14 protein-coding genes are annotated in these 20,585 nt (G+C 42.5%); 6 read left to right on the forward strand and 8 right to left on the reverse strand.

What is annotated here, in order from left to right; genetic code table 11:
• Positions 1-30: 30 nt before the first annotated feature.
• Positions 31-1,392 carry a gluconate:H+ symporter gene (locus ABD006_RS06475; protein ID WP_343838928.1) on the forward strand — a complete coding sequence of 454 codons (1,362 nt, stop codon included), beginning with the start codon at positions 31-33 and terminating at the stop codon, positions 1,390-1,392.
• 198 nt (positions 1,393-1,590) lie between these two features.
• Here the strand turns inward: ABD006_RS06475 and ABD006_RS06480 are convergent, their stop codons facing one another.
• From ABD006_RS06480 to ABD006_RS06495, 4 genes are all read right to left on the reverse strand, one after another.
• Complete coding sequence (locus ABD006_RS06480; protein WP_343838930.1) at positions 1,591-3,258, reverse strand: ribonuclease J; 1,668 nt, start codon at positions 3,256-3,258, stop codon at positions 1,591-1,593.
• Between the two features lie 238 nt (positions 3,259-3,496).
• The gene (locus ABD006_RS06485; RefSeq protein WP_425542198.1) at positions 3,497-4,405 is read right to left on the reverse strand and encodes a VOC family protein; all 909 of its coding nucleotides are present in this window, start codon (positions 4,403-4,405) and stop codon (positions 3,497-3,499) included.
• 72 nt (positions 4,406-4,477) lie between these two features.
• Positions 4,478-5,095 (reverse strand): TVP38/TMEM64 family protein, encoded by a 618-nt coding sequence (locus tag ABD006_RS06490; RefSeq protein ID WP_343838934.1) that lies wholly within the window; start codon positions 5,093-5,095, stop codon positions 4,478-4,480.
• Between the two features lie 77 nt (positions 5,096-5,172).
• Positions 5,173-6,216, reverse strand: coding sequence for a tellurite resistance/C4-dicarboxylate transporter family protein (locus ABD006_RS06495; RefSeq protein ID WP_343838936.1), 1,044 nt, complete (start codon positions 6,214-6,216; stop codon positions 5,173-5,175).
• Positions 6,217-6,529: 313 nt separating this feature from the next.
• Between ABD006_RS06495 and ABD006_RS06500 the strand changes: the two genes are divergently transcribed.
• The 3 genes from ABD006_RS06500 to ABD006_RS06510 all read left to right on the forward strand — a co-directional run bounded on the left by ABD006_RS06500 (position 6,530) and on the right by ABD006_RS06510 (position 10,771).
• Positions 6,530-6,742, forward strand: coding sequence for a hypothetical protein (locus ABD006_RS06500; RefSeq protein WP_343838938.1), 213 nt, complete (start codon positions 6,530-6,532; stop codon positions 6,740-6,742).
• Between the two features lie 141 nt (positions 6,743-6,883).
• Positions 6,884-7,819 carry a Na/Pi symporter gene (locus ABD006_RS06505; protein WP_343838940.1) on the forward strand — a complete coding sequence of 312 codons (936 nt, stop codon included), beginning with the start codon at positions 6,884-6,886 and terminating at the stop codon, positions 7,817-7,819.
• Between the two features lie 1,302 nt (positions 7,820-9,121).
• Complete coding sequence (locus ABD006_RS06510) at positions 9,122-10,771, forward strand: BCCT family transporter (protein WP_343838942.1); 1,650 nt, start codon at positions 9,122-9,124, stop codon at positions 10,769-10,771.
• Positions 10,772-11,327: 556 nt separating this feature from the next.
• On the opposite strand, the gene ABD006_RS06515 is transcribed toward ABD006_RS06510, so the two are convergent.
• Both ABD006_RS06515 and ABD006_RS06520 read right to left on the reverse strand, forming a co-directional pair.
• Positions 11,328-12,866, reverse strand: a complete 1,539-nt coding sequence (locus ABD006_RS06515) for a malate:quinone oxidoreductase (protein WP_343838944.1) — start codon at positions 12,864-12,866, stop codon at positions 11,328-11,330.
• Between the two features lie 198 nt (positions 12,867-13,064).
• On the reverse strand, positions 13,065-13,952 hold the full coding sequence (locus tag ABD006_RS06520) for a LysR family transcriptional regulator (RefSeq protein ID WP_343838946.1): 888 nt from the start codon (positions 13,950-13,952) through the stop codon (positions 13,065-13,067).
• A gap of 149 nt (positions 13,953-14,101) precedes the next feature.
• On the opposite strand from ABD006_RS06520, the gene ABD006_RS06525 reads away from it, so the two are divergent.
• Positions 14,102-16,279, forward strand: coding sequence for a malate synthase G (locus ABD006_RS06525; protein WP_343838948.1), 2,178 nt, complete (start codon positions 14,102-14,104; stop codon positions 16,277-16,279).
• A gap of 460 nt (positions 16,280-16,739) precedes the next feature.
• Here the strand turns inward: ABD006_RS06525 and ABD006_RS06530 are convergent, their stop codons facing one another.
• Positions 16,740-18,134: an amidase gene (locus tag ABD006_RS06530; RefSeq protein ID WP_343838950.1), complete on the reverse strand. Its 1,395-nt coding sequence runs from the start codon at positions 18,132-18,134 to the stop codon at positions 16,740-16,742.
• Positions 18,131-18,316: a hypothetical protein gene (locus ABD006_RS06535; RefSeq protein WP_343838952.1), complete on the reverse strand. Its 186-nt coding sequence runs from the start codon at positions 18,314-18,316 to the stop codon at positions 18,131-18,133. The genes ABD006_RS06530 and ABD006_RS06535 overlap by 4 nt, the downstream gene beginning before the upstream one ends.
• A 150-nt stretch (positions 18,317-18,466) precedes the next feature.
• On the opposite strand from ABD006_RS06535, the gene ABD006_RS06540 reads away from it, so the two are divergent.
• On the forward strand, positions 18,467-20,524 hold the full coding sequence (locus ABD006_RS06540; protein WP_343838954.1) for a catalase: 2,058 nt from the start codon (positions 18,467-18,469) through the stop codon (positions 20,522-20,524).
• Positions 20,525-20,585 lie beyond the last annotated feature (61 nt).

Below are 20,585 nucleotides of genomic sequence, written 5' to 3' on the forward strand. Positions count from 1 at the left end.
TATAAACAACCAAGATGGGAGAGAGGAAACATGTTTGAAAATATTTTTCCACTAATTATCGTCGCATTAGGAGTAGGGGTTTTATTACTTCTTATCACCAAGCTGCAAATCAATACGTTTATTTCCTTAATTATCACGGCATTTCTTGTTGCTCTGGCTCTGGGAATGCCCCTTGATGAAATTGTGTCATCGATCGAATCGGGGATGGGCGCAACACTCGGCAGTATCGCTTTAATCTTTGGCTTTGGTGCAATCCTGGGCCGATTAGTCGCTGATGCAGGTGGTGCCCAGCGCATTGCGATTACCTTAATTGACAAGTTTGGAGAGAAACGAATTCAGTGGGCAGTTGTAATCGCTTCCTTTATTATTGGTATTGCGCTATTCTTTGAAGTTGGACTCGTTCTATTAATTCCTATTGTTTATCAAATTGCTAAAGAACTTAAAGTATCACCTTTATATCTAGGAATTCCAATGACAGCTGCATTATCGGTGACTCACGGATTTTTACCACCACACCCGGGCCCAACCGTTATTGCACAGCAGTATGAAGCAAATATTGGAATGGTATTAATTTATGGTATTATTATCGCGATTCCTACAGTAATTATCGCAGGACCTTTATTCACAAAACTGGCACAGAAAATTACACCAGACTCCTTTAATAAAACTGGAGACATGACAGCTATTGGAGAATCAAAATCCTTTAAAATTGAAAATACACCTGGCTTTGGTATCAGTGTCTTAACTTCCTTATTCCCAGTTATTTTAATGGCGCTTACAACCATTGTTGATTTAGTACAGGATCTTGGAAACGTTTCAGATAATCTATTGTTTGATATTATTCATCTCATTGGTCAGCCAACAGCAGCATTACTCATTTCCGTACTCTTAGCGATCTATACAATGGGAGTACAGCGAAACATTCCAATGAAGCAAGTCATGACTTCAGCCGAAGAATCCATCCGTGCCATCGGTATGATGCTCCTGATCATTGGTGGTGGCGGTGTACTGAAACAAGTACTCATTGATGGCGGAGTTGGCGATGCCGTAGCTAATCTATTTGCCGACACCCAAATGTCACCATTAGTTCTTGCCTGGCTGATTGCCGCTATCCTGAGAATTGCGCTTGGTTCGGCAACTGTCGCAGCGTTAACAACAGCCGGTCTGGTTATCCCGCTCATGCAGGGAAGCGCTGTGGATCCAGCCTTGATGGTTCTTGCAACTGGTGCCGGAAGCTTAATCGCCTCTCACGTAAACGACGCAGGCTTCTGGATGTTCAAGGAATTCTTCGGTTTAAGTGTAAAAGAAACCTTTGCCACCTGGACATTCTTAGAAACCATCATTTCCGTTGTCGGACTTGTCGGTGTGTTAGTCATTAATATGTTTGTATAAAGAAATTCACAAAGGAATTCACACTAAATTCACATTTAAAAGGGACTTAGGAATTTTTCTAAGTCCCTTTAGCATGGTTTTCCTTTTTCAACTAACACTCCCTTTACTTTAAGTACACAACTTCACAATCAACTAACAAATGTAATATCTTGTGAATCCCAAGTGCCGTGTGACAGACTGACCCCAAATATTTATAATTTAAATATCCATCAATATCGGAACAATCATTGGTTCTTTCTTCGTATGTTGTTTTACATATTTAGCAAGAGACCTTTTTACCCGTTTTTTTATGAGATTCCATGATCCTCTATCTGTATCACGCAGCTCGTTAATGGTTTCTTTTGTAATTCGATTCATTCCCTTTCTAAGCTCTGTGAAGTTTTGATCGACGAATCCACGGGAAATAAATTCGGGATCTGAGAGTAGTTTTTTATCGTGTTTATTTATTGGGATAATCGCCATGAGCATTCCTTCCTCTGAAATTTGTTTACGGTCTCTTAATACAAATTCCATATCTCCTACATCTACTCCATCCACATAAGTGTCACCGCTCGGGATGTTTCTCGTGCTGCGGGCAATGGAATGCTCAATATCGACAACATCCCCATTTTTCAAAATAAAGGTGTTGCCTTTTTCAATCCCTACCGATTCTGCGAGCATTCGGTGATGATGTAGCATTCGGTGTTCACCATGAATGGGTATGAAGTATTTTGGCTTCATCAAGGTTAGCATGAGTCGTAAATCTTCTTGATAGCCATGACCTGAAACGTGCATGCCTGAGCTGCTTCCTGAACCATAAATCACATGGGCTCCAAGTTTATAGAGGTTGTCGACAATACTGGTTACATTCTTTTCATTCCCTGGGATCGGACCGGCGGCAAGGATGACCGTATCCTCGGGTAAGATCTCTACATCGCGAAAGTTACCAGTGGACAGGCGACTAAGGGCTGCCAGGGCCTCTCCTTGGCTCCCAGTGCATAAAATAGTTACCCTTTCTGGAGGCAACTCATCAATATCACGAGCTTCAATTAACATCCATTTTGGAATAACTAAATAGCCGCGGTCCATCGCAACCTTTACAACATTCATCATCGACCGACCTAGTAAAGCTAGTTTTCGATTGGTTTTCTCAGCAGCATCGACAACCTGTTGGATCCGACTAATATTGGAAGCGAACGTGGATACAATGACTTTTCGTTTTGCTTGTGTAAATATCTGTTCTAAATTTTTCCCTACCATTTGTTCAGAAGGTGTATAGCCTGGTCGCTCAGCATTGGTGCTTTCGGACAATAGAAGCAGAACCCCTTTGTTGCCGATGTTAGCCATTTTGTGAATATCTGGTCGTTCATTGTTCGCAGGGGTCAAATCAAATTTGAAGTCCCCCGTATGTACGATCGTTCCTTCTGGCATGTTAAAGACAATCCCTAAACAATCCGGAATGCTATGGTTCACTTTGAAAAAGCTTATCTCCATGTCGCCAATTTGAACTTCTGAATCGGAATGGATTTCAATTAATTCACTTTCTCGTAAAAGCCGATGTTCCTTTAATTTGATTTCAACAAGCCCCAGTGTGAACCGTGTCGCATACACGGGCACATTTATGGTTTTCAAGAAAAAAGGGACTCCTCCAATGTGATCCTCATGCCCGTGTGTAAGTATTAGCGCACGCACTCGGCTCTGATTTTCTATAATGTAAGACATATCCGGTATAATTAAATCAATGCCTAATAACGTCTCATCAGGAAACTTATTCCCACAATCAATCAGTACAATATCGTTGCCATATTCGATGGCGTACATATTTTTCCCAATTTCATTTAATCCACCAAGAGCATAAACGGACAATGAATTCCGATTTGTTCCCATATTAATCCCTCCCAGTTCTAATATGGGTTAGTATGCCCTTGATTTATAGTATTTATCGGAGAATATAGCAAAAATAACTATCTTGAAGAAAGCAAAAAACAAGAGGCTGTCCCTTGTTTTTTGCTTTTAGTTGTATCGAATTTGAATTCTTCTCAAATCATTTACCGCGGGACGAAGACTAACTCCATTAATAGTACTCCCTATATTAGTATCAATCATTTTCGAAGTAGGAGAATGATTACTTACCTTGATATGCTTCTACTAATTTTTCTATATCAAATTTTTTCATTTGGAGAAAGGCTTTTGTTAATCGATCCATCTGTTCGTCCGTCGCATTTGCCATCATTTCTCCCATCACTACTGGCCAGACTTGCCAGGAGACTCCATACTTATCTTTTAACCAACCACATTGTTCAGCTTCTGGATCTGAGGATAGTTTTTCGAAGTAATAATCGATCTCCTCTTGATTTTCACATCGAACTAACAACGAAATAGCTTCATTAAAATTAAAGTCATGTTGATGCGCACTGTCCATTGCGGTGAACCATTGATTCTCAAGCATAAAGTCTGTGTACATCATTGTCCCTTCTTTGTCTGGTTCCATGCCAGCAGGATAACGAGCCATCTCCCCTCGTTTTGAATCGTTGAAAATAGACAGATAAAAGTCACTGGCTTCTTCTGCCTTTCCGCAAACATCTTGAACAAACAACATGGAAGGTACAATAAATGGTCGTTCCTCGCCATCTGGGTTCGTGAGGATTAACTGCCATGTCAACCCGTACTTATCCTGTATCCATCCATAGCGTTTACTAAATGGGTATTCTTGAAGTGGCATTAACGGTGTGCCGCCTTGAGAGAGTTTTTCCCAGAGCTGGTCTAAATTTTCCCTGGCATTCTCGTCTCTTGAAGGATCAAAATTAACAAAAAAAGAAATCGATGGGGTGAATTGAAAATGTGGGCCTCCATTGATGGCCATGAATGAATAACCTGCAATATCAAATGAAACGACATCGCTATTTCCAGATGGGGTGTTACGTACTGTTGTGTTATTGGTGATGTCTGAATTGGGAAATATGGATGTATAAAATTCCGCAGCTTCTTGTGCTTCCTGGTTAAACCATAGATGGGGAACGATTTTTTGATTTATCACGAAATTCCCTCCTTTCTAATTATGATTATACATTAATTAACCTAACACCGTAATCATGGAGGGATTAATCTAAAACTGCAGGAGCTCATACAAATAATTCATCCCATATAAGGGAACCAGTGTATACAGTGTTAACGTAATCGGCTTACACAGAAGAAAATAAAAGATGAATTTCTTCAGCGTCATTTTGGTGAGTCCGGCAATCAGACAGATAAAATCATCAGGAAAGCCGGGAAATACCATGGAAATGGCAAAGAACCGCTCAAACCGTTTTCCCTCATTGACCCATCCAATATATTTTTCATACGTCTCATCCTTAACAAAATAACGGGCAAAGGCTCGACCATATTTTCTGGCAAGCCAGAAGTTTGCCAGTGACCCCAAAAAGATCCCCACAACATTTAAAACAGACCCGAGGCCAATTCCAAATAACATCACACCGACAACCGTTGTCACATTGCCCGGCAGCACGGGAATAACCACCTGAATAAAGGTTAGTGCCAGAAAAAGAAGCGGTGCGACACTGCCAAATCCTGAGATCCAATCCCGCACCCTTTCCGGATTTCCAAAAAAGTCACTTTTAATCACGAAAATTCCAATCCCGATAATGATGGCAAACCCGATCACACTAAATATCTGAACGATAGGCTTCTGATACTTTTTCAAGAAAATCTTTAATCGATTCATATGTATCTCTTTCTAATGGATAGTTTTATCTAATATTTTATGGGACTTATCTATCTGCTGTCCACTCATTGCACAGGTCACCAGCTAAAATGGGTCCGCATACGTCCATAGAGACGATGGAGCATTCCTGCAAAAACAATGATCCATGCGCTAATGGCAATATACACAAAAAATCCGGGGATAACCGTTAAAAAGGAAACTTCAATAGCCTGCGATAATTGAAAGGTACTTGTTGTGTACATAGAAAGCGGGAACACCATCCCCCAGTATTGCGGATCATATTTTAACGGGTCCCGATGATAGAAATGCTTCCAGATCATGAGAATAAACAATAAGGGAATCCACCATGTGCCAGTAATCCAGAAGAACAAGGTAAATCCCTTTAAAAAGGGCGTAATCTCATCAAGCAGGGCCCATTCGTTCGCATGAAGAATAAGAGTTGATCCCGCCAGTGTTGTAATGGCAACTGCCCCCATATTGATCCAATAAGGAGGTGAAAGAGAATCATACCTGAAGTCCACAAACGTAAATCGGTAGAAAATCAGGGTAATAATATTTAAATATAGCATACACCCTAAAAAATACATGCATAACGTAAAAAACAGAAGGATGTCCCGTCCATCTTCAATACTTGGCGAAAGAAGGGTCCCTAAGATGGAAAGGGATTGGGTGGCCACCGTAGCAATCAGCCAGGCCCCATTAATGCCCTTGGCGATGGACGGCTTATTTTTTCGTATAGTTACGGCTGTAAAGAAGTTATACATAATGACGACCCATAAAACAATAGCAAAAATCCATAAGTAGATAGCCACCGAAGAAAGCCCGGCAACTACAACCAGCTGACTTCCAAAGACGTTGGTCCCTGCCACTAAAGTAAAAAACCCCGGACCAAGAGTATGGCTCATCATATCGGCTTTGAATTTTGGAAAATAATAAATCACTCTTAATAATGTAAGGATCCATAAAACCACATAGGCTCCGGTATTAATATAAAGCAAGGTTTTAGAAATCCAGACCATTTCGAGCAAAAAGGAACCGATGGATAGGGCTCCTGTTGCCATAATAAAGGCAAAATAACCGGGAAACAGATTTTCTGCAAGCTTTTTTAAAAACGAAAGCATATAGAAACCACCTAATACACAAATTTCATCATTTGGAATTATATCACATTGCATCACGGAACCCTATTTCTGCCTAAAACAGCATCCATGGAATTTATTTAAAAAACGTAAACGTACGTACTGCCCTTACCGCTCATTTTCCTCAACCCTACCCACCTTATTCGATTGTGGCAGCTCATAACAGGATGACTCCCACTCCTTTTAAAATCTATTAGATTTACTAGTTTTCTGCGCAATTCTATTTTTTCTCTTATACCTGACCCAAGCATGTCCCTTGTATTTTCATATAGTGATGACTAAAGGGGGTGAAACTGTGATCGATGTTCTTCTTTATACCTTAGTTGCAGGTTTGTTTATGTATGAGGTCTATGTCATAAGAATGGCCATGCATCGTCAAAATCAAAAAGTACTGAATACCTTTACCAACGGGACCAGTACTCAGCCTGAGCCCGAAAATGTCAAGGCACGTCCTGCTCCGAAGCCTGTTTTTGCTGTGCAGGAGTCTGCCAGGCGCATAAAGGATTAAATAGAAATAAAGAAAATTAAATCACTCCTTTCTCATTATAGAGTAGGAATCTCCTGGTCCTACTCTATCTATTTCACAGCGATCCTATTTACGCTTCACCTCCTTTTTCTTTTTTACAAGCCAAAGAAAGAAGGTGAGAAATTGATTCAGACCTTGCTATTTATCCTGACATTAGGTGTATTTTTATTAGGAATGTATCTGGTAAGAACTGGTCTTTTCAACATGTCAGCCGATAAACTGAAAACTTGGCTTGCAAAACTGACCGATTCTCCATGGAAGGGACCCCTGCTGGGGACCGTGGTAACAGCCATACTGCAGAGCAGCTCTGCCGTATCCATTATTGTCGTCGGTCTTGTCGCAAGAAATATGCTTACCTTCAGTCAATCGATTGGAATTATCCTCGGTGCAAATATCGGGAACACCGTTACAACAGAGATCATAGCTCTGGACATTAACGCCATGATTATCCCTATGGCAGCAATCGGAGCCATTTTCCTGCTCATAAAAAGAGACACGATAAGGAACACCGGCCTGGCTTTACTCGGATTATCGGCCGTATTTGGTGCCATCTGGAACTTCAAAATGCTTGCAGCTCCAATTACAGAAATGGCATTCATAGATCAGTTATTCCTGTCCCTGGACAACAATCGCCTGTATGCTGTGTTAACCGGAGCCATTCTGACAGCTGTCATTCAATCCAGTACAGCGACAACAGGAATTACGATGGGCTTCATTGCTGCAGGGGTTTTGAATCTTGATACAGCTGTCGCCATTGTATTAGGGGCCAATATTGGAACCTGTATTGACGCATGGCTTGCCTCTATAGCAGGGGGAAGAGAAGCAAGACTTACCGCCTGGTCCCATATCTGGATAAACGTTTTCGGAGTCATCGCGTTCTTCCCATTCATCGGAGTTCTTGCCCATGTGGGTACAATGCTGGCCACACAGCCGGATGTACAGGTCGCCCACATCAGCGCACTCTTTAACGTTTTAAGCTCCCTGATTGCCCTGCCATTTGTTAACCAGCTGGCCAATATGATCACGAAAATCCATGGACGAAAACAGACCGCGGCATAGCTTGCTCAAAAAGTGGGACATCCCCTATATGAGGGGATGTCTCTTTCAACTCTATTTTCTCTCTTTCCATCCTCTTCCTTCGTCTCAGGAAGGAGGTATACGATGATTTCATTTCTGTCATTCCTTCTATTTTCAGGAGGATTGCTGTATGGAGTCTATCTGCTTAGATATGGTCTTCATCCCCTGACGTTTTATTCTTTTAAAACATGGCCTCGAACAAATACACCTTACAAATCTCCTCTTTAGCACAATGATTACACTCCTCGCCATCGCCATCAGTGCAATAACCACTATTTTGACAGTGTTCCTGTTTGTGATGGATTATGACTCTGTAAGATTGGAGTTTCCCTTGAGTGCATTCCCCTTTATCGGGGGCTGGATAGGCTATAATTTGGGAGAGACTTTCAGAATAAGCGATTTGTAATTAAATGGACATTTGAATGAAATGCGACTGCTATGACTATGTTTATTCCAATATGTAATTGATGATATTTTAAAAAGGAGTGCTATGCATGACATGCCGCACTCCTTTCTGTGTGATTGAATCCTTCTGTATGCTGCCGAACTACGATCACCGTCATCATAAAGGCTCTATGAATCATCTTTTCTTACCCTTACCGTTTTTACCCGCCTTCCTATGACCTCCTCCACACTGATTATTTTAAAATTTCGTCCACTCTTGACACATCTTCTCCATTCATCATCAATTCCTCAATTAAAGTACCTGAAGGGGTCTTCTCTAAAAGCATACAAAGTTCACGGGACATTCTGCCTCTCCTTTATCTGAGTTACTATATGCTATTCTATGTCGATAGATTTTGTTTGTGTGTTTGTTGATAGATAGTAGAAATCGATCCTGTCATTGCTTTCTCGTCTATAAGATTCATGATTGATCTGCCTTTAATCTATAACAACTACCTACATGCTGTTATCTTACTTTTAAGTATATATTTGCCATAAATGGGGCTATATTAGGCGATTGAAGAGATTTTTTCTTAAGTCAAAACAATTATTTTCAGAGGTTGAACCCTGATCGCCCCTTTAGAATTCAGGAGGGCCCAAAACCCCATGGTTACGCTATTTTGCTCAGGTATTCACAATTTAAATCTGCAAAAAGTCTTTTGGTTTAAATAAAGGAATCCGTCGAAATAAGTCTATATTTTCCGATATAACAATATATTTTTAACTATATTGGCCATTTACGCACAAATAGCCATATTCATCTATTTTCCGCATTTGTCTTTATGCCTGTTTATTCGTTATCTTTCTAAGGTTGAACATTTACATTATAAGGAGGCAACTATGTCTGAACAACAAAGGAGACAAAAAGGATTACGTTCATTTAGAGAAGCTTTAAAGACTCCTGTTTTTATTATATCACTGGTATTAGCCGTTTTATTTGTTGTAATCGGCATTACATTGCCTGATTTCGGTAAATATATGGATGCAACGTTTAATTGGATGGCAACAAACCTTGGCTGGTCATTTATTTTAGGAGCCAGCGCATTCGTTATCGCTGCTATTGCTTTAATTATCAGTCCGCTTGGTCAAATCAGGCTTGGAGATGATGATGAAGAACCTATGTATTCGACCGGTGCCTGGTTTGCCATGTTATTTAGTGCAGGAATGGGGATTGGACTTCTTTTCTGGGGAGTCTCAGAGCCGATAAACCATTATGACTGGCCCCCATACGGTGAAGGAGGAACAGCTGATGCTGTGCATATGGCATTACAGTATTCCTTTTTCCATTGGGGTATTCACCCATGGGCCATTTACGCCGTGGTAGCCTGTTCTCTTGCCTACTTCAGCTATCGTAAGGGACTGCCAATGATGCTAAGCTCAACCTTAGAACCACTGATTGGACGCGACAAAATAAATGGACCGATTGGAAACACCGTGAACATTATTGGAGTTCTGGCCACATTGCTGGGAATCTCCACTTCACTTGGTTTAGGTGTTATGCAAATTGGTCAGGGGCTTGAGAATCTGTTCGGCATTCCAAATACGACCGGATTATGGCTCATTATTGTGGTCGTAGTTACTGCCCTGGCAATCTTATCAACCACATCGGGCATTGATAAAGGGATTAAATGGTTAAGTCAAATTAACCTGAGTGTCGCCGGATTGCTCATGGTATTTATCCTGATCTTAGGACCAACTGTATTCATTTTAAATGCCATTACTCATTCAACCGGAAGCTACCTGCAGAATTTCCTTCAGATGTCATTTGGAATCGATGCAGCAGGAGAAGGCGCGGAAGGCTGGTATAACAGCTGGACCATTTTCTATTGGGCCTGGTGGATTGCGTGGGCACCATTTGTTGGTTCCTTTATCGCCCGGGTCTCCAGAGGGCGCACGATCCGCAGCTTTTCCATCGGTGTCTTACTCGTTCCAACAGCCGTAAGTATGGTCTGGTTCGGTGTATTCGGCGGTGCGGCTCTATGGGGACAGCATTTTGGAGAATTTAATATCCTGGATGCGGTTAAAATCGACGAAGCCCAAGGATTCTTTGCCTTATTATCAGAGTTTCCTTTCTCAGGCTTGCTGATTGCCATTGCCATGATTTCAGTAGCCGTCTTTTTCGTAACTTCTTCAGACTCTGGAACCTATGTTATTGGAATGCTGACATCAAAAGGAAACCCTCAGCCTCCAATCGGCTTAAGGGTTACATGGGGCGTACTGGAAGGAGCCTTTGCTGCGGTTCTGCTTCTTGCCGGGGGCTTAAGCTCACTGCAGACCGCTTCTGTTCTAGGCGGATTTCCATTTATGATAATCATGTTCTTCATGATCTACGCCCTGGTTAAATCCCTGCTAAAAGAGTCCAAAGAAGGATCACTCCCTGTGGAAAGAAGAAGAATCTTCAATGCTCTTGGGGATCTACAGGACGAGAAGAAAATACAGCAGGATATTATTAATGAAGATGAAATTGATGATGAGGACCGAGTATCATAAATTCCCATAAATATATATGTGAATTATAACGCAGCAACTGTGCGTCAACACATCCATTCCATTATGAACAAAAGCTCTCACTGAGTGTCAGTGGGAGCTTTTATCTCTCTTTTTCATACTAGTGATAACAGCTATTTCAAACGCTTTAGTAGCTGAACAAATTTGAAAGTTAATACTAATATTTATAATTGCAATACGCCTTACAAATACCTGCTTCGTTAATTGAATAACTCACGGGCCAGTAATGGTTCCTGTACTCTTATCTTCTCTTTATAAGGAAGACATTATCGTTGGATTAGCACCGTACCAAGTTTGGTGATCATTATGCACTGTATATGGTCGAATCCAGCTAACACCAAATTGAAACATTTGACATTAGTGTCCCTCCTTCTATGCAAAATAGCTTTGAATGGCTACTAATTAATTAAACAGAAAGAGGAGCTAATCCTGCTTGATTAATTCCTCTTTCTTCTTGAGTCATCAACGACTCTTCTTGTATCCTATTCTCATCTAATACATCTAATAGTCTTTTATTAAATTTATCATCTTTATTAGTTTAATTCGCCATATACGCTTCTGTTCTTTCAAGATGAAGAGCCTCATTTGCTGTAGACCGAACCTCACGCAGCAGCTCAGGGTTGTCCATTAAGGATTCCCCATAGGACGGGATCATTTCTTTTATTTTTGGCTCCCATTCCTCCAGCTGCTCAGGGAAACATTTTTGAATGACCTCAAGCATGACGTGAACAGCCGTGGATGCACCTGGGGAAGCTCCAAGCAATGCAGCAATGGAACCATCTTCGGCACTGACGACCTCGGTACCAAATTGAAGAGTTCCTTTTCCTTTTTCCTCCGTATCCTTGATGACTTGTACACGCTGGCCGGCGACGACCAAATCCCAATCATCAGACTGAGCATCCGGGATAAACTCTCTTAGCTCTTCCATACGTCTTTCTTTCGTTAACAGCACCTGCTGAATCAGGTACTTGGTTAACGGGAAGTTTTTCACACCTGCAGCCAGCATAGTAAATAAATTGTGCGGTTTGATCGACGTGAAGAGATCCAGCAATGAACCCGTTTTCAAAAACTTTGGCGAAAAGCCGGCAAAGGGTCCAAATAAAAGGGATCTCTTGTTGTCTATAAATCTGGTATCCAGGTGCGGAACCGACATGGGAGGTGCCCCAACCTTTGCTTTGCCATAGACTTTGGCATAATGCCTGTCTATCACATCAGGATTGTTACACACCATAAACAGACCGCTTACAGGGAAGCCGCCAATTCCCTTGCCCTCTGGAATGCCGGATTTTTGCAGTAAATGGAGACTTCCTCCTCCACCTCCAACAAAAATGAATTTTGCTGTATGATGCTCCACATTGCCGTTATTGTGGTTTTTTACCTTAAGCTCCCATCGGCCGTCCTGGGTACGCTTTATATCTTTGACACTATGTCCGTAATTCACTTCAACCCCTTGAGTCTCTAAGTGGTTAAATAATTTACGGGTCAGGGCTCCAAAATTCACATCCGTTCCCGAATCCATTTTGGTTGCCGCTATCGGCTCATCGGCTGTACGGTCATCCATAATCACCGGAATCCAATCCTTTAATTTTTCCGGGTCATCAGAAAATTCCATGCCCTCAAATAACGGATTTTTTGACAGCGCTTTAAAACGTTTCTTCAAAAAGGATACATTCTGCTCTCCATGCACCAAACTCATATGTGGGAGGGGCTGAATAAATTCCTGTGGATGCTGAATCCGATTCTGGTTGACAAGATAAGACCAGAACTGTTTGGATACCTGAAACTGTTCATTAATTTTTATGGCTTTCCGAATGTCAATCGATCCATCTGCTTGTTCCGGGGTGTAGTTCAGCTCACAGAGGGCAGAGTGTCCGGTTCCTGCATTGTTCCACTCATTGGAGCTTTCCTCTCCGGACTTGCTGAGCTTCTCAAAAACTTTAATATTCCAATCTGTCTCTAATTCTTTTAACAATGAGCCCAAAGTCGCACTCATAATTCCTGCACCAATTAAGATTACGTCTGTGCTAGTTTGTTGATTACTCATTTTTACCTTCCTTATCACTAAGATTGTAATCATGAAATCGTTATTCTCGTTAGGTATAACTAATTGTTATTCTACCTATAACCATATCATATTTTAGTATAATTATTAATACAATTTTTCTTATTCTCTGATAATTACGGAATCCGAGAACACCCGTTTAATCAGACGATAAGTGTATGTAACAGCACAAATAATGGGTGTTCCAGAATTATTACGTGCAGAAAAGTAAAGCTATGAATCAACCACCCGTTCAGACATGTGAATAAATTCCCGTACCGAAAAAGGCAGATACCGATTTTTACTCCAAATCATCCCCAATCCAAGATGCAGAGGGGATTCCTCCAGAGGAATTGTTCTGATTGCAGGATGAGAGATGTCTTCACAGATCTTCTTCGGCAGCAGGGCAATTCCCAATTTGGAGCTGACCATCTCCAGCATAAATTCCTTTTGTGAGCTTTCACAAACAATGGACGGAGAGAATTGATGCCGGGAGCATTCTTCAATAATATGATCATACAGGGAAAAGTCATTTCGATACAAAATAAAGGATTCGTCCTTAAGGTCACCGAAATACACATTTTCCTGCCTGACTAGAGGATTTTCGTGATGAACGACGAGCATGAGGGGATCCTTGACGATTTCCATTTTCTCAAACTCCTGGTTATTGTCAGGCAGGTTACACACCAGTCCGATATCAAGCGATCCTTCCTTCACTCCCTGTTTAATCGCCTTCGTACCCACCTCTCTTAACGTAAGGTCGATCAAAGGATATAGTTCTTTAAACCGGCTGATTAGCTTGGCAAAAAAGGCAGCCCCGACGATTGGTGGAATGCCAATACGTATTTCTCCCTTTTTTAATTCCATAATATCGGTTAGTTCAGCTGTCAGGTTATTAAAGGATTCCAGCACGTGCTTGGCATTCATGAACACCGCCTTTCCTGCATCCGTTAAGTAAACCTGCCTGGCTGCACGGTAAAACAAAGGCACCCCTAACTCACCCTCTAAATTTTTAATCGCTTTACTGAGGGACGGCTGGGAGACATGCAGGCTGGCAGCGGCTTTGGTAAAACTGGATTGCCTGGCTACCTCAGAAAAGTATTCCAACTGACGAATATCCATGTTCACCCCCCTTCCTATAGCTTATTGGAATAATACGTATTCAAAATATGTATTTTTGTTATAGGCTATCTGTATTATAAGATATAAATAACAGAATAAAAAGAATTGTCCTTCAATTTTGAAATGATAATTTTAAGGAGGCGAAGTGTGTGGGGAACTATGTGACAACCGGGAATTATAAGGTTGCTGAGGAATTGTATGAATTTATAAATCAGGAGGTTCTGCCCGGGACTGGTTTGGATCAGGATACGTTCTGGACAGACGTTGAACGTGTGATTGGTGAATTAATGCCCGAGAACCAGCGGCTGCTGGAGCATCGGGAAAAATTGCAGAAGGAGATTTCCCAGTGGCATAAAGAAAATAAGGGGAATTTTAACTTTGCTCAATACAAAGCATTTTTGGAAGAGATTGGGTACTTGGAGCCTGAAGTGAGTGATTTCAAGGTGACCACGCAAAACGTTGACGATGAAGTCACCATACAGGCAGGTCCGCAGCTGGTCGTGCCGGTGAATAATGCACGTTATGCCTTAAACGCTGCCAATGCCCGCTGGGGAAGCCTGTATGATGCCCTTTATGGATCAGACATCATCAGTGAGGAGGACGGAGCGGAAAAAACCGGCGCCTACAATCCGATTCGGGGGCAAAAGGTCATTGCCTATGCCAGGGAATTTCTCGATCAGGCTGTACCTTTAGCTAATCATTCTCACAAAGAAGCAACTGGCTATAAGATTTCTAATGGCCAATTATCTGTTTCTCTTGAAAATGGCGAAACTGCCAATCTTATGAACCCTGAACAGCTCATTGGCTACACAGGAAAAACAGATGAAGCATCCAGCATTTTGTTAAAAAATAATGATTTGCATATTGAAATTCAGATTGATAAAAACGACTCTATCGGGAGAACGGATCTGGCCGGTGTGAAGGATGTTTATATTGAGTCCGCCATTACAACCATTATGGACTGTGAGGATTCAGTCACAGCCGTAGATGTAGAAGACAAAGTACTCGTGTATAAAAACTGGCTGGGACTTACAAAAGGAGACTTAACATCCACTTTCTCCAAAAACGGAAAAACCATCACCAGATCCCTAAACCCTGACCGTGAGTATACGTCAGTGAATGGAGAAACCGTTACCCTGCACGGTCGCTCACTGATGTTCGTTCGAAACGTCGGGCATTTAATGACAACCAGTGCCGTTCTTAATGAAAAGGGCCAGGAAGTTCCTGAGGGGATTTTAGATTGCATCATTACAAGTCTGATTGCCAAGCACGACCTATTACAGACAGGGTCCTATCGAAACTCTTCTGAAGGCTCGGTCTATATTGTGAAGCCTAAAATGCACGGTTCAAAGGAAGTCGCTTTTTCCAATCAAATGTTTGAAAAAGTGGAAGACATGCTTGGTTTAGAACGAAACACCTTGAAAATCGGGGTTATGGATGAGGAACGCCGCACAACCCTCAACCTGAAGAATTGCATCAAAGAGGTTAAAGACCGAATTGTATTTATTAATACCGGTTTTTTAGATCGAACAGGCGATGAAATTCATACCTCAATGGAAGCAGGGCCAATGGTGCGTAAAAATGACATGAAATCACTAACCTGGCTCCAGAGTTATGAAAAGGCCAATGTCAGTGTTGGTCTGGCATGTGGATTACAGGGGCATGCCCAAATTGGAAAAGGAATGTGGGCCATGCCGGAGCTCATGAAGGATATGATAGAAAAGAAAATCGGCCAGCTTGAAGCAGGTGCCAATACGGCGTGGGTGCCATCCCCAACCGCTGCTACTCTGCATGCCCTTCATTATCATCAGGTTGATGTAAAAGCGGTTCAGGCGCAGCTGATCAATAAGAATGAGGATTACACCGATGACATCCTTACGATACCTATTGCCGAAAAACCCGACTGGACTCAGGACGAAATCCAGGAAGAGCTGAACAACAATGCTCAAGGTATTCTTGGTTATGTCGTTCGCTGGGTCGACCAGGGCATTGGCTGCTCAACGGTTCCGGATATTAATGACATTGGGCTCATGGAGGACCGTGCAACACTACGAATATCAAGTCAGCATATGGCGAACTGGCTCCACCATGGAATTTGTACGGAGGAGCAGGTCGTAGAAACCCTGAAACGAATGTCCAAAATCGTGGATGAGCAAAACGCAGGGGATCCTAACTATCAGCCAATGTACAATAACTTTGATCAGTCCGTTGCATTTCAGGCGGCTAAAGATCTCGTCCTTAAAGGTTATGATCAGCCAAACGGATATACGGAACCGATTTTGCACAAGCGCCGGTTAGAAGTGAAATCAAAAGTGACGGCAAACTAATCATTCTATAAGCTAAAACCATTGAACTCACATTGGGGCTGGGATATAAGTGTTTTCGCTAAAGGTAAATCCGAATAGGTGTAGGAACCACCGCTCCGGAAATATACTTCGCTTTCACCTAAGGGCACAAGTGCGACATCTACTCAAACTCCCTAAAGGTCGTTTTCGTAGTGTCTTCTTTGCCGCGGGCGGCTGGTAAGCCTCCTCCCGCGAAGAACAGGACGTTCAAGTGTCGGCGTTGGTACAGGACGTACCGCTTTTAGCCGACCAGGAGTCTACGTATATTTCCTCCGCTAAAGTGCCCTATATTCGGTTTATTACCAAGAACATTAGTTATGTCCCACCCTCTTTTTTATAATACAGAATTTTTTACTGAAATATTGCGGAGTACCAATCAGGAAAGGTCGCTACCACCTATGTTCTTACCGGCACAACCAATGAGGACATGAACCTGTGCGTCTCATGCCCTCGCTAATTTGATACTTAATGGATTGATCTTCTCCCACATACTTCCTACCTGCAGCAGCAGAGATTCCGAAAGATGATTTCCCATAAATTGCATACCAGCCGGAAGACCTCTCGAATTGAATCCCATAGGTACCGACAAACCGGGGATCCCCGTTAGATTTACAGGCGCGGTAAAAGGTAAACATTCTTTCACAACATGTAAGTTCTGATCGAGCCAGTTTTCACGAAATGCCGGGGTTCGAATCGGTATCGTGGGGCCAAGCATAATATCCACTTCCTTAAAGGCCTCTTGAATACCTTTAACCATCCTTCTCCTGGCTTGCTGGGCTTTGACATATTGCGGCGAATTCGTCAGTGAGCCCGCCAAAAAGAACGATCGGATATCTGCGGAATAGAGCTCTGAGTGGGTCTGCAACCACTCATGATGGAGAGCGGATGCTTCACCTGTTACAGTCAAATAACCGGCAAATGTAGACATAGAAAGCTCCGGAACCTCAATTTCCCTTACTTCAGCCCCTAAATGCTGGAGAGCTTTTATAGCATTTTGAAAAAGCTTTTCCACTTCCGGGTCCAATCCCTCAAGATAATAGGCAGGAACACCGATTGTAATGCCGTTCATTTCTTTGTTCAGATTTTCTGTATAATCAGGAATCTCCACCTTAAGACTTGCAGGATCATTGGGATCATACCCCGCCATATGATTTAGCATGAGCGCTAAATCTGATACGGAGCGCGCCATAGGTCCCGCCGTATCCAATGACCAGGCTGTCGGGAACACTCCATATGTGCTGACTAGCCCATACGTCGGCTTTAACCCGTATACACCACACATCGAAGCGGGCAAACGAATGGAGCCAAATGTATCCGTTCCAGTAGCTACCGTTGCAAGTCCTGCCGCTAAGGATGTTGTCCCGCCACTGCTTGAACCGCCGGGCATGTATTTACGATTCCAGGGATTTCGGGTCGTACCAAAGAACGGATTGGTGCCTGTTGAACCGGCTGCAAGTTCATGCATGTTTTGCTTTCCCAGCATAATTCCGCCTGCTCCCAGCAGTTTATCCACTGCTGTTGCATTTTTTTCAGGGACGGAATGGGCAAAGAGTCCGGATCCTACTGTTGTCCGTATTCCTTTTGTATCATAATTATCTTTTATCCCCATCGGAATTCCGTGAAGAGGTCCCTTATACTCTCCACGCATAATTTCGTCTTCCGCTTCTTTCGCCTGCTGAAGGGCTAAATCGGGAAGCGGGGTAATATAGGTATGGAGATCGGAATCAAACGTTTGGATACGATTTAAAAAATGCGTTGTCAGTTCCACAGGAGAAAGTTGCTTTGATTTGATGAACGAAGCAAGTTCCGATGCTGTCAGGAAGGCTGGATCTGTCATCGTATCACCTCCTTATCTACCACTGTTACAGGTACTTCCATATTTAAGTGCGGAAACACATGCAGAGATGTCTGGGCCTGATTCATCGTCAAAAGCAGGTTTTGGATATAAGGAATGTCAGTCGTATACACGGGCAGCCCCTGTACGTATAATCCCTGTCTGATAAAGGCTTCATCAATCATCCGATATACCTCCTTTGTGCGGGTATAATACCCTATGAAAGGGTAACGCTAATGTGCAAAGCCATAATATGTAATTTTGTTCTAATTCCAGAACAGGTTACATAGATATGTATATGGCTAAGAAAATTCAACGTTAGGATGGGTGATTACATGGATAATAAGTCATCAAGACACCACAATCCAGCTGGTCAAAATCCTAAACAGGAGCAGTTGGATCAGTACCGCAGACAAAACACCGGAAAGCCAATGACAACAAATCAAAAAAGGAAGATATCAAATGATTCAGATATTTTAACAGCCGGTGAACGCGGTCCTTCCTTACATCAAGATTGGCATTATTTTGAAAAAATGACTCATTTCGTGCAGGAAGAGGAACCGGAAAGAACGGTTCATGCAAGAGGTTACAGTGCCTATGGGGAGTTTGAATGCTATCAGTCGATGAGGCACGTGACAAAGGCCGGATTTTTACAGGAACCCGGAAAAAAGACTCCGTTGACAATTCGTTTTTCTACCGTACAAGGACCTAGAGGGTCTTATGATACGGCAAGAGATTTACGTTGTCAGGGCGTTAAGTTTTATACTGAAGAAGGAAATTATGATTTGACAACCATTGATATGCCTGTATTAATTAATCAGGACCCCATGAAATTTCCGGATGCGATGCACGCATACCAATCCAAGCCGGATGATGATATCCCGACAGCTACAGGTGCACATGACTATTTTTGGGATTATGTAGCTAACAATCCAGAATCCCTCCATATGGTGGAATGGATTATGTCCGGCCGGGGTATTTTAAGAAGTTACCGAATGATGGAATCCTGGTCCATTAATACTTATTTATTTGTGAATGAAGAAGGAAGAGCTACCTTCGTCCGGTTTGTGTGGAAACCGGTTCTCGGCGTGCATCCTCTGCTTCAGGATGAGGCCATCAAGCTTGGGGGAATTGACCCGGACTATCACCGGAAGGATTTGCGAGAGGCCATTAGCCGTGGAGATTATCCTGAATATGAATTAGGTGTCCAGCTCGTTCCGATGGAGGATGAATTCAAATACGATTTTGATATTCTCGATCCTTCAAAGTTTTGGCCAGAAGAGTTAATCCCCGTTCATATTGTCGGGAAGATGACTTTAAATAGAAACATTAATAATTACCATACCGAATCAGAACAAGTGGCCTTTAACCCAGCAAATGTCGTTCCGGGCATTGATTTCTCCAATGATCCCGTGCTGCAGGGAAGGTTAATTGCTTATCATGCTGCACAATTACATCGAATTGGAACGAACTTTCAGGAATTACCGATCAATAAACCGATTTGTCCATTTCACAATAATCAGCGACGAGGCCCTATGAGATATCGAATCGATGTGGATGAGGTCAACTATCATAGAAATTCGCTGGCCAACAACACCCCATACACAACGCCCCCAGAAGAAGGCGGTTATACACATTATCCTAAGAAGGTTGACGGAGTCGTTATACGAAACCGAAGCGAATCGTTCAACGACTACTTTTCACAACCGAGGATCTTCTGGAACAGTCTGACGCCTGTGGAGAAACAGCATACCATAGATGCGTTCAGCTATCAGCTCGGTAAAGTAGAAAGCGAATCTGTCCGCCAGCAGAATGTGAATTTACTTGTTAATGTAGATAAGGATCTGGCTTGCACAGTTGCTGATAATATCGGGGTAGAGCGTCCAAGCGGCACCCATGTTCCCGTTTCAACCAGCTATCCTTCTCTCAGCCTGGAAAATACACCAAAATATGCCGCTACCCTAAAAGTTGGCGTCATCATTGGAGACGGGTTCAACGGTCAGGAAGTCACCAATACGCTGAACTTCCTGCAGAACAATCATGTTTACATTGAAGTTATAAGCAACAAACTTGGTAACGTTACAGGCGCCGATGGTACACAAATTAAGGTGAATCAAACCTTTATGACTGCCAGCCCTTATCTATATGACACGATTTATGTTGTCGGTGGTGATATGGGCAATCAGACCAAATTTATGCAGGACGTTACCGATTATGTTCACAACGCCTATAAGCATTACAAACCAATCGGTGTGGCCACCACCGGACAGAACTTTATTCAAACCTCACAAAACAACAACCTGGCAGGTGTCGTATTTGCAGCGAATAATCCTAACTTTGCTGAGGACTATCTGGCAGCTATCGCCCAGCAGCGATTCTGGAATCGAACCTAATATTCCGTGCTTCTGTCAGTAACCCAAAGATCAAGCGTAAATAGAGTACAGGTGATGCATC

Origin of the sequence: Salinibacillus aidingensis (genome assembly GCF_039522525.1) — a bacterium.
GTDB classification, from domain to species: Bacteria; Bacillota; Bacilli; order Bacillales; family Alkalibacillaceae; genus Salinibacillus; species Salinibacillus aidingensis.

Coding starts and splice junctions, on each gene's coding strand:
- ABD006_RS06475 (WP_343838928.1), top strand. CDS start 31: ATGTTTGAAAATATTTTTCCACTAATTATCGTCGCATTAGGAGTAGGG.
- ABD006_RS06480 (WP_343838930.1), bottom strand. CDS start 3,258: ATGGGAACAAATCGGAATTCATTGTCCGTTTATGCTCTTGGTGGATTA.
- ABD006_RS06490 (WP_343838934.1), bottom strand. CDS start 5,095: ATGAATCGATTAAAGATTTTCTTGAAAAAGTATCAGAAGCCTATCGTT.
- ABD006_RS06495 (WP_343838936.1), bottom strand. CDS start 6,216: ATGCTTTCGTTTTTAAAAAAGCTTGCAGAAAATCTGTTTCCCGGTTAT.
- ABD006_RS06510 (WP_343838942.1), top strand. CDS start 9,122: ATGTCTGAACAACAAAGGAGACAAAAAGGATTACGTTCATTTAGAGAA.
- ABD006_RS06515 (WP_343838944.1), bottom strand. CDS start 12,866: ATGATTACAATCTTAGTGATAAGGAAGGTAAAAATGAGTAATCAACAA.
- ABD006_RS06520 (WP_343838946.1), bottom strand. CDS start 13,952: ATGGATATTCGTCAGTTGGAATACTTTTCTGAGGTAGCCAGGCAATCC.
- ABD006_RS06530 (WP_343838950.1), bottom strand. CDS start 18,134: ATGACAGATCCAGCCTTCCTGACAGCATCGGAACTTGCTTCGTTCATC.
- ABD006_RS06535 (WP_343838952.1), bottom strand. CDS start 18,316: ATGATTGATGAAGCCTTTATCAGACAGGGATTATACGTACAGGGGCTG.
- ABD006_RS06540 (WP_343838954.1), top strand. CDS start 18,467: ATGGATAATAAGTCATCAAGACACCACAATCCAGCTGGTCAAAATCCT.